A 15551-nucleotide genomic window follows, 5' to 3' on the forward strand; every position below is an offset into this window, starting at 1 on the left:
ACTGATCGGCGAACAGCGGGCCCGCGCCGGTGACGTAGGCCTTGATTCCCGGCGGCGCGGGCACCGAGTCCACGATCTTGCGGACGGCCGCGGCGGACTCGTTCGCCAGCCCGCCGCCCATGTTGCCGGCGAGGTAAACCTGGACGTACGCGGCCTTTTGATCGTGGCTCTGGGAACCCGCCGCCGTCAGCGGATCACTCCAGAAATCCTGGACGTGCTGAACGTGCTTCTTGTCTTGCTCGACGCGCCTGACGATCTCGTCGTAGTAGCGGTGCGCTTCGGCCCCGAGTGGCTTGTCGCCCTCCAGCAGGATCATGGCCGAGTTGTCGGAGTTGAACTCTTTGAACGTCGATCCGACCTTCATCATCGACTGAAAGGACGCCGCGTCGGTGGGACTCATCGACACCGAGTGGGTTTTGGCGACGACCTCCAGCTGCGGGGCCACGGTGTTGGTGACGAACACGATGCCCAACCACACCAGGACGATCGGCAGCGCCAGCCGGTGGATCATCCGCGGCAGGAACGGCGGGATCAGCGGCTGGTCGACGCGCGGCGGAACCGCGGCTGGTTCGCTCATGCGGATTTGTCCAGGCAATAGACGAAGGCGTTCACGGTTTGGTTGGGATCTGAGCGATTCGGAGTCTTGATGACGTCACCACTCCCGTCGTGCTTGTTCACCACGAACTGGCAGGCGATCCAGCTGCCGTCTCCTTGCGCCACCAGGTTTGCCGGGATCCCGGGCTTCGTCGAACTCAATACTTTGCTCCAAGGCAAGGGCACGTTGAGGGCCTGCTGGGGGTGGGAGTTTTCGTCGAGATAGTTGATGGTTGCCGTGCTGCCCGGCGGACCCCAGACCTGGAGCGTGATCGTCTTGGCGTTGAACTCGTCGAGGACCTCGCCCGAGGTGCCGCCACCGAACGAACCGCGGTGAACGCCGAAGACGCCGTGCAGTCGGTATACGACGAATCCCGACAGCGCGACGACAGCCGCGATCGTGAGCACCAGCCAGAAACGCGCGAAGAACCCCTTTTTCCTAGGGCGCTGCGGAGCGGCCATTTCGCCCTCCCTATCGGCGGAGCCCTGCTTCTGCAGCGGCTCGGTCCTTGGCTCAGTCGTCGTCATGGACGCTCCAAGTCCTTCCCGTTCACCGGTTGTAGTTCGCCAAGCCACAGCCCCCCGGCCTCCTCTCTGCGTTCATTGCGATCCCGAGATGAGCCCGACGCACGTAGCCGTCAGCAGTCGGGTCAGCGCGGACGCGAAGTCCAGATTCCATTCGGGGGGAACCACTTCCGGCTCCTCGGCGTAGGCGTCGGTAAGCCGTTCCGGCGGGTTCGCGACCTGCCACAGCGTGGCCGCCAACGAGTACGCGGCCAGCAGGATGTCGAGCGACCCCGATCGCCCGAGTTCGGGCAGCGCGCTCTCGATGGAATCGGCGAGCGAGAGCGTGGCGGCGGTACTGATGCGCTTGACCTCGATGACCCGTTCGGCGTCCACCTCGTGTTCGAGGTGCAGGTGCAGGTTGGCCAGCAGGTCACAGAACAGCGGGTCGTCGGCCAGGGCGTCGGCCAGCGTCTCGGCGATGCGCGAGGGCGACTTCGCGCCGGGCTTGGCCAGTTTCTCGGACACGATGTTTGACCATCGCACCCAGCCCTCGGCGGACAGGTGCAGCAGAACTTCCTTGTGCGAGGTGAAGTAGCGACGCACCGCCGAATAGTGAATTCCGGCACGGCTGGCGACCGCGGTCAGGGTGACCGACGTGACGCCGGTTTCCATCGCCAGCGACCGTGCGGCTTCCACGAGGGCCTCCGCACGTTGGCGCTTCTTTTCCTCGGTGCGGGCGCGCTGGAATGTTAGTTGCGCCACCGGCCGAGCGTAACGCACGTTGTGTGATTTGCATAACGCACGTCATGTGATTTGCAACGCGTCACAGCCCGGGCGCCAAACAGGTAAAGGTGTAGCCATGCTCATCACCCGGCGTCCCTCGCGCGCCTGCGACTAGCCCGTGCAGACCATCGCCCTGATCGGGTTCCTCGGCGGCCTGATCACCGGTATCTCGCCGTGCATCCTGCCGGTGCTTCCCGTCGTGCTCCTGTCCGGCATGGACAGCGGGCGCGCCCGCGGCGTGAGTTCCGCGGCGCGCCCGTACCTGGTGATCGCCGGCCTGGTATGCAGCTTCAGCCTGGCCACGTTGATCGGTTCCGCACTGCTGACGGCGCTGCACCTGCCGCAGGACGCGATCCGCTGGGCCGCCTTGGTGGTGCTGGTGTTGATCGGCGTGGGGCTGATCTTCCCGCCCGTGCAGCACCTGCTCGAGCGCCCGTTCGCATACTTTCCGCAACGCCAAATCGGCTCTGGCGCAGACGGTTTCGGGCTGGGCCTGGCGCTGGGCGCCCTGTATGTACCGTGCGCGGGCCCGGTGCTGGCCGCCATTGTGGTGGCCGGCGGCACCTCGTCGATCGGCCCCGGTGCGCTGGTGCTGACGGCGACATTCGCCATCGGCAACGCGTTGCCGTTACTGGCCTTCGCACTGGCCGGGCGCCGCGTCGCCGAACGCGTGGCCGCGTTCCGCCGCCGGCAACGCGCGATTCAGGTCGCCGGCGGGGTAGCGATGATCGTGCTGGCCGTGGCGTTGGTGTTCAACCTGCCGGCGATGCTGCAGCGCGCCGTGCCCGACTACACGACGGCAATGCAGAACAGGTTGGGCGCCAACGACATCGAGCGCAGCCTGGGCCCCGCCCCCGCGCAGCGGTCAACTCAGGGCGGGCTGCAGCTGAGCCGGCCCGGCACCACCATCGACGGCGCGCTGAGCGACTGCTCCAACGGCTCCGCCGACCTACAGCAATGCGGACCGGCCCCCGCGCTCACCGGCGTCACCGGGTGGCTCAACACCCCGGACGGCAAACCGCTGGACCCCGCAGCGGTGCGCGGGAAGGTGATCCTGATCGACTTCTGGGCCTACTCGTGCATCAACTGCCAGCGCGCCATCCCGCATGTGATCGATTGGTACAACCGGTATCGCGACAACGGACTCCTCGTCATCGGGGTGCACACCCCCGAGTACGCCTTCGAGCGGGTGCCGGCCAATGTGGCCAGCGGCGCCGCCGACCTGCACATCACCTATCCCATCGCGCTGGACAACGACTACGCGACGTGGAACAACTTCGCAAACCTGTACTGGCCCGCCGAGTATCTGATCGACGCGAACGGGCAAGTGCGGCATACCCAATTCGGCGAGGGCGACTACGACGGCACCGAAAAGCTGATCCGCACGCTACTGGTCGACGCCCATCCCGGCGCCCGGTTGCCGGAACCGTCCCATTCCGCCGACATGACTCCGCAGACCAGGCTCACACCCGAGACCTACCTGGGTGTCAGTAAGTCCGGAAACTACGGCGGCACCGGGGATTACAAGCAGGGCGCCGCAACGCTGAGCTACCCGCCGAACCTGGCCGACGACAAGTTCGCCCTGCGCGGCCGGTGGACGCTGGACGACCAGGGGGCCACCGCCGACGGCGACGACTCGGCCGTCCGATTGAACTACACCGCCAAGGACGTCTACGCCGTCGTCGGTGGGACCGGCACCGTCACCGTGACCCGGGACGGCAAGACCACCACGACATCGATCGGCGGAGCGCCCACGTTGCACCGGATCGTCGCCGACGACGCCGCGCATCGCGATCAGCTGGACATGCAAGTCAGCAAGGGCCTGCAGGTGTTTTCGTTCACGTTCGGCTAACCTGCGCGCTCACGACTTCTTGGCGAGGCCGCCCAGCATGGCAACGATCACGCCGAGCGCGACCAGGGCGGCGCCGGCGAACAGCGTGACGTTGAGCCATTGGTGCATCCCGGCTTCGGCGTGCCCGACCATCACCTCTGCCACCACCCGGACGTTGCCGGTGGTGTGGTTGAGCGCGCCGTTGAGGTAACGGCCGGCGACGTCAATGCCGGCCCATCCGCCCGCGCCGACGAGCAGTGCCGAGACGCCCAGGCTGCTCAGCGCCTTGCCGCGGCGGCGTGCGGTGGCCAGCGTGAGCACCGCGCAGACACCGCACAGCGCCGCCGCACCGACGCTCACCCACGGGCCCCAGGTGGCCAGCGGACTCAGCCGCCCCTGCCGCATCGATTTTGGCACCGAAACAGTAAGTGGGACAGTTAGTTTCGCGGGGACCGTCACGTTGTGGCGGCTCAGCAGCGGCTGAATCGAGGGATCCTTGAGCATCGGCGCCACGTCGACCGCCCACTGGTTGCCGTTCTCGGCGGTCGCCGGGTCGCTGAACAGCCAGCCGTGCACCGAACGGTTCGCCTGGGCGAACAGCGGCGGGAATGCCGGGCCGGCGGTGAAGTCGCCAGCCGCCTGGCGCACCTCGGAAGTGTCGAGCGGATAGCGGCCCCCGCCATGCTCGACGGCGAGAGTCGTTGCCCGAGAGGTTAATTCGTCCGCCATGGCGGACTGCAGGCCCGGGTCGGTCGCCGCGCGCCGCGCCAGCGCGGCGTAGCCGTCGGCGTCAACGACGTGCAGCTGCGTCCACGCCGCGGGGATCGCGATTGCCAACGCGAGCGTGGTCATGAGCCACAACAGCACGGTCGCCGCGAATCGCACGCCTGCGAATCTACGCAATCCCCCGCACGTAGGCGGCCTGCCCCAGGTGCTGGGCGCAGTCGTCGATGATGCTCACCAACCGCGCGCTGGCCGTCACCGGCGGATCCCAGTTGGTGTCCACGACGCGGGCCAGCTCCTGCGCGCTCACGCCGGCGACGTACTCGAGGGTGAACTTGTGCACCGCGTGGTAGTAGCCGGAGAGCAGGTCCGCGGGCGCCTTCACCTTGGCCACGTCGTCGGGCCCGTGTCCGTAGCCGGTGTCGTTGCGCGGCAGGTCCAGTCCGAACCGGTCCACCCAGCCGTCGCGGAACCACACCTGCTCCACGCCGGCGACGTCGGCGAGCTGAAGGTCCTGAATGCGCGCGCTGTGCCACAACAGCCAAGCGATGCTGTTGGCGCGCGGGGCCGGCCGGTAGCCGGACACCTCGTCGGTCAGCCCCTCGGTGATCTCGTCGACGTGTTCGATCAGCCGGGTGAACGCGTCGCGCAGGAGCTCTTGCAAAACGGCGGCATCGTCGGTGCGGGCCATGTTCGCGACACTACGGGAGGATCCCGTGGAAGACCGCTTCGACGTTGTTGCCGTCGGGATCGCGCACGAAGGCCCCGAAGTATCCGGGGTGGTATTCCGGCCAGAGCCGCGGCGCGTGGAGCGGCTCGGCGCCCAACTCGACGGCCACCTCGTAGAAGGCGCGCACCGCGTGCTCGTCGGCCGCCTCGAAGGCGAGGTGGACTTCCCGATTGGGTCCGGCGAGCTCGCCCGAGATCCAGAACGTCGGCTTACCCGCCCGCCCGTACCCGATGGCCCGACCGACATCCAGCTGCCGGGAGAACCCCAGCGTGCCCAGCACCGCGTCGTAAAACCGCTGAGATTTGGCGTAGTCGGCGCAGTTGATTCCCACGTGATCGATCACGGGGATGATCCTGGCACGAGCCACCGCAACGGTCGTAGATTGTTTGGATGACTTACGACCTCATCATCCGCAACGGCACCATCGTCGACGGGCTGGGCGGTGAGCCGTACGTCGGCGACGTGGCGGTGCGCGACGGCGTCATCGCGGCCGTCGGCAACGTCAACGGCGAGGCCGCGGCGCGCGAGATCGACGCCACCGGCCTGCTGGTCACGCCCGGCTTCGTCGACCTGCACACCCACTACGACGGCCAGTCCATCTGGTCGGAACGCCTGACCCCGTCCTCCGCGCACGGCGTGACGACGGTGGTGATGGGCAACTGCGGGGTGGGCTTCGCGCCCTGCCGCCAAGAGGACCACGACGTGCTCGTCGACGTCATGGCCGGTGTGGAAGACATTCCCGGCGTCGTCATGACCGACGGCCTGCCGTGGACGTGGGAGACCTTCCCCGAATACCTGGACGCGCTCGAGTCGGGCAGGCGGGACATCGACGTGGCGGCGTATCTGCCGCACTCGCCGCTGCGGGTGTACGTGATGGGCCAGCGCGGGGCCGACCGCGAGCCGGCCACCGCAGACGACCTGGCCAAGATGCGGGAGCTGGCCAAGGAGGCGATCGAGGTCGGCGCGCTTGGCTTCGCGTCGTCGCGGTTGACCATCCACAAGACCGAAAGCGGTTCGCCCATACCGAGTTACGAGGCCGCCCGCGAGGAGATCGAGGAGATCGCCCGCGGTGTCGTGGACGGCGGCGGCGGGCTGCTGCAGTTCGTCCCGGACATCCCGTCGGGCGGCTATCAGCCGGTGTTGCAGACGGTGTTCGACGTCGCCGAGGACGTCGGGCTGCCGGTCACCTTCACCCTCGTCGTCGCCAACTCCGGCGACCCGTCCTGGCCGGACGCCATCACGATGATCGAGAAGGCGAATAGCGCCGCCGACGGCGGCGAGGTCCGAGTCACGGCGCAGCTGCTGCCCCGCCCGATCGGCTTGATCATCGGCCTGCAGCTGACGGCCAACCCGTTCGTGCTCTACCCCAGCTACCGCGAGATCGCGCACCTGCCGCTGGCCGAGCGGGTCGCCGAGATGCGCAAGCCCGAGGTCCGCGCCCGCATCCTGGCCGACAAGCCCGGCCAGGGGCACCCGATTCTGTACGTGGCACAGATGTGGGACTGGATCTTCCCGCTGGGCGACACCCCCGACTACGAGCCCGACCCGTCCACCAGCATCGGCGCCCGCGCCCGCGCCCGCGGCGTGGACCCGATGGAGGAGGCCTACGACCGGCTGCTCGACGACGACGGCCGGGCCATGCTGTTGGTCGCGACCAGCAACCTGCAGAACAACTCGCTGGACACGGTCGGCGAACTGCTGCACCGCGACGACGTGGTGCTTGGTCTCGGCGACGGCGGGGCGCACTACGGGATGATCTGTGACGCCAGCTACTCCACCTACTTCCTGACGCACTGGGCACGCGACCGCAAGGCCGGGCGGTTCACGGTGCCCGAGGCGGTTCGCGAGCTCACGTCGGTGCCGGCCCGCGTCGCCGGTCTGGGTGATCGCGGCCGAATCGCGGTGGGCTACAAGGCCGATCTCAACGTCATCGACCACGCCGCCCTGCGGCTGCACAAGCCGGTGATCAGCTACGACCTGCCCGCCGGGGGGCGGCGCCTGGACCAGACCGCCGAGGGGTATGTCGCCACGATCGTGGCCGGGGAAGTGATCGCCGAAAACGGCGTTCCCACCGATGCCCGCCCAGGCAGGTTGGTCCGTGGGCGCCAGCCCGTCCCCGTAGCCTCGCGATAACGCCACCAAAAGTGGCATATACCAGCTAAGTTGGGTTCCGTGACGAACCCGCATTTTGCGTGGTTGCCGCCAGAAGTCAACTCGGCACTAATTTTCTCCGGTCCAGGTCCCGGGCCGCTGCTTGCTGCCGCGGCGGCGTGGGACGGGCTGGCCGGGGAGTTGGCATCGTCGGCATCGTCATTTTCTTCGGTGACGTCAGATCTCGCCAGCGGGTCATGGCAGGGCGCGTCGTCGACGGCCATGATGTCGGTCGCCAGCCAATACGTGAGCTGGCTGTCCGCGGCGGCCGCGCAGGCCGAAGAGGTGTCACACCAGGCCTCGGCCATCGCGACGGCGTTCGAGGTGGCGCTGGCGGCCACCGTGCAGCCGGCCGTCGTCGCAGCCAACCGCGCCCTGGTGCGCGCGTTGGCGGCAAACAACCACCTGGGTCAGAACACCGCGGCCATCGCCGACATCGAGGCCGCCTACGAGCAGATGTGGGCTTCAGACGTCGCGGCGATGTTCGGTTACCACGCCGACGCGTCGGCGGCCGTGGCCAAGCTGCCACCCTGGAATCAGGTGTTGCAGAACCTCGGCTTCTCCAACACCAGCACCGCCGTCACGCGCCCGGCCAGCTCCGGTGCCGTCGCCCGCGGCTACACCTCGCGCATCGCCGGATTTCTGCGGCCCTCGGCGCCGCAGTAGCGCGGCACCCCGCGCCTATCCTGGAAGATCATGCGCACCAAGAAGAAGGTCGACCTCGAGGCGCTGGCCGATGCGCTGGTCGACTACCCCTACGCGTACCTGATCACGGTCGACGACGACTACCGAGTGCACACCGTGACGGTCGAGCCGCGGCTCGATGGGGCCACTCTGGACGTCGGACTCATCGGCGGCCGGACCCGCAACAACCTCGCCCAGCGGGCCGACGTCACCCTGTTGTGGCCGCCCGCCGAGCCGGGCGGCTACTCGCTGATCGTCGATGGCAGCGCCGAGGTGACCGACGCCGGCGAACAGACCGCCCGCCTGGCCGTGGTTCCCACCCGCGCGCTGCTGCACCGCGACGCCGAGTCGGCGGACGCGGCCAAGGGCTGCCTGCACGACTGCGTGGTCTTCTCGCTGCCATCGACCTAGCTACAGTCTCATCCGTGAGCCGCGTCGCACCGCTCGCTCCGCCGTGGAGCGAAGAAGATGCCACTGGCATCAACAGCTGGGGTCACCCCGACCGCACGTACGAGCCGCTGCTTTTGGTGCGTTGCCTGCAGCGCCATCCGACGCTGGCCGCCCGGCTGCGCAAGCTCGGCGAATCCCTTTATGTCGCAGCGCTTTTGCCGGGTCGCACGCGGACCATCGCCATTCTGCGGACCTGCGCGCTGGTCGGCTGCGCATACGAGTGGGGTGGGCAGGCGGCGTTCTGGGGCCCGATCGCCGGTGTCAGCGACGACGAGTGCGACGCGCTGGTCACCGGCGGCCCGGACGACCCGCGGTGGAGCGTTGCGGAGCGCACGCTGATCGAGGCGGTGGACGAGCTCGAGCGCACCGGCTCGTGGTCGGAGGCGACGTGGACCGCGCTGGGCCGCGACCTCGACGACGAGCAGCGCATCGAATTGCTCACGGCCGTCGGCTGGTATCGGACGATCTGCACGCTGTGCAACGCGCTCGCGCTGCCGGTGGAGGGCTGGATGCGGCCCTGGCCCTGAGTCGGATGGCGGCGACCCGGCTTCCCCCGGCTCCGCCGCGCTCGCGATCGCCGCTGATTCCGATGGCGGCGACCCGGCTTCCCCCGGCTCCGCCGCGCTCGCGATCGCCGCTAGCCCGCTGAGCCGTCCCGCCGCAGGCTCGGATGCTGATTCCGCAACAGCGGCAACAACACCCGCCGCGGCATGAACTGAAACAGGCGGGTGCTGATCTGGCTCGGCAAGCCCGGGATCACCGTTCCGCGGTCGTGGTCGAGCGCGTCGACTCCGGCGCGCGCCACCTCACGCGACGGCTTCCACATGAACTTCGGGAACGCATCGGCGAACTCCCGCTCGTCCATGCCGGCGCTCTTCACGAACTCGGTGTGCACCGGCCCCGGGCACAGCAGCGCGACGGTGACGCCGGTGCCGGCGAGTTCACCGCGCAGCCCCTGGGTGTAGTTGTTGACGAACGCCTTGGTGGCCGCGTACCCGATCTGCCCCGGAAACGGTTGGTAGCCCGCGGTGGATCCGATGTTGAGGATCGCGCCACGGCCGCGCGGCACCATCTGCTGGACCGCGCGGGTGCTCAGGTCGATGACGGCCTCGACGTTGACCCGTACCTGGGCGATCTCGGCGTCGACGGGCGTCTTGGTCACCGACCCCATGGTCCCGATGCCGGCGTTGTTGACCAGGATGTCGACGGTCAGGCCGCGGCGGCCGACCTCGTCGAGAAGGCCGGCGCGCGCGGCGGAATCGGCGACGTCGCAGGCGATCACCTCGACGCGTACCCGGCCGGCGAGTTCGTCGGCCAGCTCGCGCAGCCGATCCTCCCGGCGGGCGACCAGTGTCACGCCGTGGCCGCGGTCGGCCAGTTCGCGGGCGATGTCGGCGCCGATGCCCGACGACGCGCCGGTGACGACGGCGGTGCTTTCGGGGGAGGGAGTCGGAAGGGCCACACGTTCACACTACGGGCGCCGAACGTGAAGCTGGCCGCACGCTCGGCGTCGAATGTGCGGCTAACTTCACACTCGCGGAGCGACGCCCGGGTGTCGAGACGTCCCGTAGACACGAAAAAGCCCGGTCCCTTGTGGGGGCCGGGCTTTCCCGTGCTTGAGTCGTCGGACTTAGAAGTCCATGCCGCCCATGCCACCGGTCGGGTCGCCCGCGGGTGCGGCCGCCTTCTCCGGCTTGTCGGCGACGACGGCCTCGGTGGTGAGGAACAGGCCCGCGATGGACGCCGCGTTCTGCAGCGCCGAACGGGTCACCTTCACCGGGTCGGCAACGCCGGCCTTGAGCAGGTCCTCGTACTCACCGGTCGCGGCGTTCAGGCCGGTACCGGCGGGCGAGTTGCGGACCTTCTCGGCCACGACGCCGGGCTCCAAACCACCGTTGAAGGCGATCTGCTTCAGCGGAGCCTCGAGCGCCACGCGGACGATGTTGGCGCCGGTCGCCTCGTCACCGGTGAGCTTCAGCTCGTCCAGCGACGGGGTCGCGTGCAGCAGGGCCACGCCACCACCGGCGACGATGCCCTCCTCGACGGCGGCCTTGGCGTTGCGGACGGCGTCCTCGATGCGGTGCTTGCGCTCCTTGAGCTCGACCTCGGTCGCGGCTCCGGCCTTGATCACCGCAACACCGCCGGCCAGCTTGGCCAGGCGCTCCTGCAGCTTCTCGCGGTCGTAGTCGGAGTCGCTGTTCTCGATCTCGCTGCGGATCTGGGCCACCCGGCCGGCGATGGCGTCGGAGTCACCGGCGCCCTCGACGATGGTGGTCTCGTCCTTGGTGACGACGACCTTGCGGGCCTTACCCAGCAGGGCGACGTCGGCGCTCTCCAGCGACAGGCCGACCTCTTCGCTGATGACCTGACCACCGGTGAGGATGGCCATGTCCTGCAGCATCGCCTTGCGGCGGTCACCGAAGCCGGGAGCCTTGACGGCCACCGACTTGAAGGTGCCGCGGATCTTGTTGACGACCAGGGTGCTCAGCGCCTCGCCCTCGACGTCCTCGGCGATGATCAGCAGCGGCTTGCCGGCCTGGATGACCTTCTCCAGCAGGGGCAGCAGGTCCTTGACGGTCGAAACCTTGGAGCTGACGAGCAGGATGAAGGGGTCCTCGAGGACGGCTTCCTGACGCTCGGCGTCGGTGACGAAGTAGCCCGAGATGTAGCCCTTGTCGAACCGCATGCCCTCGGTGAGCTCGAGCTGCAGGCCGAAGGTGTTGGACTCCTCGACGGTGATGACGCCCTCGTTGCCGACCTTGTCCATCGCCTCGGCGATCAGGTCGCCGATCGACTGGTCGCCCGCGGAGATGGCCGCGGTGGCAGCGATCTGGTCCTTGGTCTCGACCTCTTTGGCCGACTTGAGCAGGGTCTCGGTGACCTTCTCGACGGCCTTCTCGATGCCGCGCTTCAGACCCAGCGGGTTGGCACCGGCCGCAACGTTGCGCAGGCCCTCGCGGACCAACGCCTGGGCCAGCACCGTGGCCGTTGTCGTGCCGTCACCGGCGACGTCGTCGGTCTTCTTGGCGACTTCCTTGACCAGCTCGGCGCCGATCTTCTCGTAGGGGTCCTCCAGCTCGATCTCCTTGGCGATGGAAACCCCATCGTTGGTGATCGTGGGGGCGCCCCACTTCTTCTCCAGGACGACGTTGCGGCCCTTGGGACCCAACGTCACCTTTACCGCGTCGGCGAGGGCGTTCAGCCCCCGCTCGAGGCCGCGACGGGCCTCCTCGTCGTACGCAATTGTCTTGGCCATTGCGAAGTGATTCCTCCGAAACTATGGGGTGACACTCAGGGCGACCGCTTGTCGGGTCGCCCCATCAACGCTGTGGCCGGGTGCAGTGCCCGCGACGGACGGCTAGGTGTCTTCCGCTTATCGCGGCCCTGGCCTCACCGTCCCGACCTAGCACTCGCTGGGCGCGAGTGCCAACGTCATTCTTAGCACTCGCCCATGGCGAGTGCAAGAAGTGGTCAGCGCTATCGCCCAGCGCGTAAACCGTCCACGACGACGTCGGTAACCCGCTCGGCCAACGCCGAGTTGTAGGCCTCCATCGCCTGGCACCCGACCATGATCGCCTTCACTTCACGCACGCCGATGTCCTGGCGTGCGGTGCCCGCCCGCTGCGCGGCCCGCAGCAGTTCGTCGAGCATGGCCAGGAACGCGTCCTCGGCGTCGGGCGCCGCGCTGGCGATGTCGATCCCGAATCCGGCCAGCGCGTCGACCAGGCCGCGATCCGCCGCGCCCCAGTGCAGCACCATCGAACGCAGCAGGGCGAAGAGCGCCTCGCCGGGTCCGACGGTGTCCAGCAGGGCCCGCCCGTCGTCGACCAGTCGCTGCATCCGGTCCTCGATGACCGCCTGGAACAGCGCTTCCTTGGTTGGGAAGTGCCGGTAGACGGTGCCGGCCCCGACGCCGGCGCGGCGCGCGATCTCGTCGATGGGTACCGAAAGGCCCTCGGCCGCGAAGGTGTCGTAGGCGACTTCGAGCACGCGCGCGCGGTTGCGCGCCGCATCGGCGCGCAACCGGCGTTCGGGCCGTGCCATCTGTTCACCATCCATCAATTGACAAACCGGGGCGTGCGTTCCGTATAGTCGGATTCAACCGGAGCGCCCGCCCCGTTTACTCTACAAGTTCAAGGAGCCTCTCATGGCCAAGTGGACCACCAAGGACATTCCCGACCAGACCGGACGGGTCGCCATCATCACCGGGGCCAACACCGGATTGGGCTACGAGACCGCCCTGGCGCTGGCCGACCGCGGCGCCCACGTGGTGCTGGCCGTGCGCAACCTGGACAAGGGCAAGGACGCGGCCGCCCGCATCACCGCCCACAGCCCCCACGCCGACGTCGCGCTTCAGGAGCTGGACCTGACGTCGCTTCAGTCCGTGCGGTCCGCCGCCGAACAGTTGCGCACCGCGCACGACCGCATCGACCTGCTGATCAACAACGCGGGCGTGATGTGGACGCCGAAGTCGACCACCAAGGACGGCTTCGAGTTGCAGTTCGGCACCAACCACCTGGGCCACTTCGCCCTTACCGGCCTGCTGTTGGACCGGCTGCTGCCGGTGGCCGGTTCGCGGGTCGTGACGGTGAGCAGCCTCGGCCACCGCATCCTGGCCGACATCCACTTCGACGACCTGCAGTGGGAGCGCAGCTATAACAGGGTCGCCGCCTATGGACAGGCCAAGCTGGCCAACCTGCTGTTCACCTACGAGCTGCAGCGGCGGCTGGCTCCGCACGGGACGACGATCGCCGTCGCCGCGCACCCCGGCGGCTCGCGCACCGAACTGACGCGCAACCTTCCGCCGCTCGTCGAGCGGGTCGTGACTCCGGTGTTCGGCCTGATCTCGCAGGACGCGGCCGCGGGCGCGCTGCCGCAGTTGCGCGCCGGCACCGACCCGGGCGTGCTTGGTGGCCAGTACTTCGGACCGGACGGCATCGGCGAGATGCAGGGCAGCCCGAAGGTGGTGACATCCAGCGTCAAGTCGCACGATGCCGAACGGCAGCGCCGGTTGTGGACGGTGTCGGAGGAACTGACCGGGGTGAAGTACGCCGTTTAGCCCAGATCGAGCAGCTGCTCGTAAAAGCCGCCGAAACCGCGCGGGCGATCGACGAGGTGGATCTCGAGGATCCAGTGACAGATGCGCCCGCGCGGATCGGTGCGGCGCATCGGCTTGTTCGACCCGGGCATGACGTACCACTGGACGCCCCGGCCGGCGATCTTCTTGTGCGGAAATTCGCCGATCAGATGGCCCGCGATATGGCTGCCCCACTCGAAGCCCTCGGCGCGGGCCACGCCGACGACGTAGTCGAACAGCTCGGCGCCGGTGATCCCGGGGTTGCTCGCGAAGTGGTCGCGGCCGGCCTGCCACACCCGTGGCAGGGCGTCGCGAAGGGCGATCTTGTGCGGGTCGTCACCGAGCACGAACGTCCGCCCGAAATCGGCCTCCCACTCCTCGAAGATCGGCCCCAGGTCCAAAAAGACGATGTCGTCGTCGACGATCATCCGGTCCGGCGGGCGTTCCTGGAACGGCTGCAACGTGTTCTCCCCGGCGCGCACGATCCGCCGGTGCCAGTGCCGGGTCACCCCGAACATCTCCCCGGCGAGGTCGTGGATCTGGTCGGAGAGTTCCTTTTCCCCCAACCCGGGCCGGATCAAGGCCCGCCGCTCGATCTCGTCGAACAGTTGCCCGGCCTTGTCTTCGGCGTCCAGCAGCCGTTGCACGCGAACATCTTCGGCGCTCGATCCCTTCACACCGGCGATGCTATGCGCACACTGGAACCATGTCCCTCGTCGTGCCGCCCTACCCGCCAGCCCGCTACACCAAGGACGAACCGGAGATCAGCGCCTGGCTCAAGCGGGCCGATCAGCCACCCGATTACGAAACCTCCGGCGTCAAGTACCACTACCTGGCCAACCAGCAGGACACCGCCGGCGATTACGGCCTCTACCGGGTCGACATCGCGCCGGCCGGCGGCGGTCCCCCGGCACATTTTCACCGCGCCATGTCCGAGGCGTTCTTCGTCCTGTCCGGGACGATGAAGCTCTACGACGGTACCGAGTGGACGGACGGTCACCAGGGTGACTTCCTCTACGTGCCACCCGGGGGCGTCCACGGTTTTCGCAACGAGGCGAACGAACCGGCATCGATTCTGATGCTGTTCGCGCCCGGCGCGCCGCGCGAGGCGTACTTCGAAGGCTTTGCGGCCCTGGCGGATATGACCGACGACGAGCGCCGCGAATGGTTCATCCGGCACGATAATTTCTGGGTGCAGTAAACCCTTGCATTAGCGCGAAATTTGTTCCGCCGTAACGTTTCTGATGGCGCCGCCGGCCACGGGACCGATGGGCGTAGGGTGTGGCCGTGCGAACGAGGAAGCCGTCGAAACGGGCCGCGGCCTGGATGCGGCAACGGATCGATTGGTCGATGAGCGCCCCGGTGATGATCAGCCTGCGCGTCAAACGCCCAAAACCCCGGAGCACACCGGACTTTCGGCCGCGCCCACCAGCGCCGGTCGCCGTACACGAACGCGGCACCCGGGTCAGCGGCTATCAACGGGGCGGGCGAGGGTTGCGCGATCGCGCCCGGGCACGCCTGTCGCTCGCACCGCCCGCGATGACACGGCGGCCCCGCGTACCGCGCACGCCGGGCCGGCGCTACGTCGCGCCCGTCAGGTCGCCGTCGACGTAGCGCTGCAGGTTGGGCGTGATCGCCGCGAGCATTTCCTCGTTCGTCATCGACGCGAGGGGCTCGATCTTCCAGACGTAGCGCATCAGGGCCAGGCCGATCGTCTGCGACGCGATCAGGCCGCTGCGGACAAGGCGCTCGTCTTCGTCGACCCCGAGCTGTGCGACGCCCATCAGGCTGCCGGCGACGACGCGTCGTAGCTTTTCGCGGGTGGTCGGTTCGTGCGCCGCGGTCTGCAGGATGGCGTGCAACGTCGGCCCGATCTCCTCGTCGTCCCAGCTGGCCAGCATTAGCTCCAGCACGGCGGCGCCGAGTTGTTCGACCGGCGTAACCCAGACCTTGGCGACGTCGTCGAGCCACTTCTGCGGCGGGTTCGTCGCCGCGTCGAGCAGCTTCTCCTTGGACCCGAA

At 68.3% G+C, this 15551-nt stretch carries 17 protein-coding genes and 1 pseudogene; 7 read left to right on the forward strand and 11 right to left on the reverse strand.

Annotated elements, in window-relative coordinates:
- The 3 genes from A5624_RS15105 to A5624_RS15115 form a co-directional block, all read right to left on the reverse strand.
- A partial coding sequence (locus A5624_RS15105) for an MMPL family transporter (RefSeq protein ID WP_156749028.1) occupies positions 1-577 on the reverse strand: 577 nt, incomplete at its 3' end.
- Positions 574-1122: an MmpS family transport accessory protein gene (locus A5624_RS15110; protein WP_066867520.1), complete on the reverse strand. Its 549-nt coding sequence runs from the start codon at positions 1120-1122 to the stop codon at positions 574-576. The genes A5624_RS15105 and A5624_RS15110, both read right to left, overlap by 4 nt.
- A gap of 72 nt (positions 1123-1194) precedes the next feature.
- The gene (locus tag A5624_RS15115; protein ID WP_156749029.1) at positions 1195-1881 is read right to left on the reverse strand and encodes a TetR/AcrR family transcriptional regulator; all 687 of its coding nucleotides are present in this window, start codon (positions 1879-1881) and stop codon (positions 1195-1197) included.
- Positions 1882-2002: 121 nt separating this feature from the next.
- Between A5624_RS15115 and A5624_RS15120 the strand changes: the two genes are divergently transcribed.
- Entirely contained in the window at positions 2003-3736 is a 1734-nt protein-coding gene (locus tag A5624_RS15120) for a cytochrome c biogenesis protein DipZ (protein WP_066867525.1), read from the forward strand.
- Positions 3737-3745: 9 nt separating this feature from the next.
- Here the strand turns inward: A5624_RS15120 and A5624_RS15125 are convergent, their stop codons facing one another.
- The 3 genes from A5624_RS15125 to A5624_RS15135 are packed head-to-tail and all read right to left on the reverse strand — an operon-like array spanning position 3746 to position 5511.
- Positions 3746-4600 carry a hypothetical protein gene (locus A5624_RS15125; RefSeq protein WP_066867527.1) on the reverse strand — a complete coding sequence of 285 codons (855 nt, stop codon included), beginning with the start codon at positions 4598-4600 and terminating at the stop codon, positions 3746-3748.
- Between the two features lie 10 nt (positions 4601-4610).
- The gene (locus A5624_RS15130) at positions 4611-5129 is read right to left on the reverse strand and encodes a mycothiol transferase (RefSeq protein ID WP_066867530.1); all 519 of its coding nucleotides are present in this window, start codon (positions 5127-5129) and stop codon (positions 4611-4613) included.
- 10 nt (positions 5130-5139) lie between these two features.
- On the reverse strand, positions 5140-5511 hold the full coding sequence (locus tag A5624_RS15135; protein WP_066867533.1) for a VOC family protein: 372 nt from the start codon (positions 5509-5511) through the stop codon (positions 5140-5142).
- Positions 5512-5558: 47 nt separating this feature from the next.
- Between A5624_RS15135 and A5624_RS15140 the strand changes: the two genes are divergently transcribed.
- From A5624_RS15140 to A5624_RS15155, 4 genes and pseudogenes are all read left to right on the forward strand, one after another.
- Positions 5559-7301, forward strand: a complete 1743-nt coding sequence (locus A5624_RS15140; protein ID WP_066867536.1) for an amidohydrolase family protein — start codon at positions 5559-5561, stop codon at positions 7299-7301.
- A gap of 39 nt (positions 7302-7340) precedes the next feature.
- Positions 7341-7961: pseudogene (locus A5624_RS15145) on the forward strand (PPE family protein); the annotation flags it as partial.
- 54 nt (positions 7962-8015) lie between these two features.
- Positions 8016-8414: a hypothetical protein gene (locus A5624_RS15150; RefSeq protein WP_066867539.1), complete on the forward strand. Its 399-nt coding sequence runs from the start codon at positions 8016-8018 to the stop codon at positions 8412-8414.
- 14 nt (positions 8415-8428) lie between these two features.
- A complete protein-coding gene (locus A5624_RS15155; RefSeq protein WP_066867542.1) occupies positions 8429-8980 on the forward strand; it encodes a carboxymuconolactone decarboxylase family protein in 552 nt (183 codons plus the stop codon).
- A 110-nt stretch (positions 8981-9090) separates the two neighbouring features.
- Here A5624_RS15155 and A5624_RS15160 read toward each other — a convergent pair whose 3' ends face one another.
- From A5624_RS15160 to A5624_RS15170, 3 genes are all read right to left on the reverse strand, one after another.
- Complete coding sequence (locus A5624_RS15160) at positions 9091-9915, reverse strand: SDR family oxidoreductase (RefSeq protein WP_066867545.1); 825 nt, start codon at positions 9913-9915, stop codon at positions 9091-9093.
- A 168-nt stretch (positions 9916-10083) separates the two neighbouring features.
- Positions 10084-11709, reverse strand: coding sequence for a chaperonin GroEL (gene groL, locus A5624_RS15165; protein ID WP_007768358.1), 1626 nt, complete (start codon positions 11707-11709; stop codon positions 10084-10086).
- A 221-nt stretch (positions 11710-11930) separates the two neighbouring features.
- Positions 11931-12497 carry a TetR/AcrR family transcriptional regulator gene (locus A5624_RS15170; RefSeq protein WP_066867560.1) on the reverse strand — a complete coding sequence of 189 codons (567 nt, stop codon included), beginning with the start codon at positions 12495-12497 and terminating at the stop codon, positions 11931-11933.
- A gap of 103 nt (positions 12498-12600) precedes the next feature.
- On the opposite strand from A5624_RS15170, the gene A5624_RS15175 reads away from it, so the two are divergent.
- A complete protein-coding gene (locus A5624_RS15175; RefSeq protein WP_066867548.1) occupies positions 12601-13512 on the forward strand; it encodes an SDR family NAD(P)-dependent oxidoreductase in 912 nt (303 codons plus the stop codon).
- Here the strand turns inward: A5624_RS15175 and A5624_RS15180 are convergent.
- Positions 13509-14207, reverse strand: a complete 699-nt coding sequence (locus tag A5624_RS15180) for a M24 family metallopeptidase (protein WP_066867551.1) — start codon at positions 14205-14207, stop codon at positions 13509-13511. The two genes, A5624_RS15175 and A5624_RS15180, sit on opposite strands and share 4 nt — an antisense overlap.
- A gap of 29 nt (positions 14208-14236) precedes the next feature.
- Here A5624_RS15180 and A5624_RS15185 point away from each other — a divergent pair, with 29 nt between their 5' ends.
- A complete protein-coding gene (locus tag A5624_RS15185; protein WP_066867554.1) occupies positions 14237-14731 on the forward strand; it encodes a cupin domain-containing protein in 495 nt (164 codons plus the stop codon).
- Positions 14732-15110: 379 nt separating this feature from the next.
- Here the strand turns inward: A5624_RS15185 and A5624_RS15190 are convergent.
- Positions 15111-15551, reverse strand: a 441-nt coding sequence (locus tag A5624_RS15190) for a TetR family transcriptional regulator (RefSeq protein WP_066867557.1), incomplete at its 5' end; no start/stop codon positions are given.

Origin of the sequence: Mycobacterium sp. 1482292.6 (assembly GCF_001672995.1) — a bacterium.
Lineage (GTDB): Bacteria > Actinomycetota > Actinomycetes > Mycobacteriales > Mycobacteriaceae > Mycobacterium > Mycobacterium europaeum_A.

Coding starts and splice junctions, on each gene's coding strand:
- A5624_RS15185 (WP_066867554.1), top strand. CDS start 14,237: ATGTCCCTCGTCGTGCCGCCCTACCCGCCAGCCCGCTACACCAAGGAC.
- A5624_RS15150 (WP_066867539.1), top strand. CDS start 8,016: ATGCGCACCAAGAAGAAGGTCGACCTCGAGGCGCTGGCCGATGCGCTG.
- groL (WP_007768358.1), bottom strand. CDS start 11,709: ATGGCCAAGACAATTGCGTACGACGAGGAGGCCCGTCGCGGCCTCGAG.
- A5624_RS15170 (WP_066867560.1), bottom strand. CDS start 12,497: ATGGCACGGCCCGAACGCCGGTTGCGCGCCGATGCGGCGCGCAACCGC.
- A5624_RS15110 (WP_066867520.1), bottom strand. CDS start 1,122: ATGACGACGACTGAGCCAAGGACCGAGCCGCTGCAGAAGCAGGGCTCC.
- A5624_RS15140 (WP_066867536.1), top strand. CDS start 5,559: ATGACTTACGACCTCATCATCCGCAACGGCACCATCGTCGACGGGCTG.
- A5624_RS15130 (WP_066867530.1), bottom strand. CDS start 5,129: ATGGCCCGCACCGACGATGCCGCCGTTTTGCAAGAGCTCCTGCGCGAC.
- A5624_RS15175 (WP_066867548.1), top strand. CDS start 12,601: ATGGCCAAGTGGACCACCAAGGACATTCCCGACCAGACCGGACGGGTC.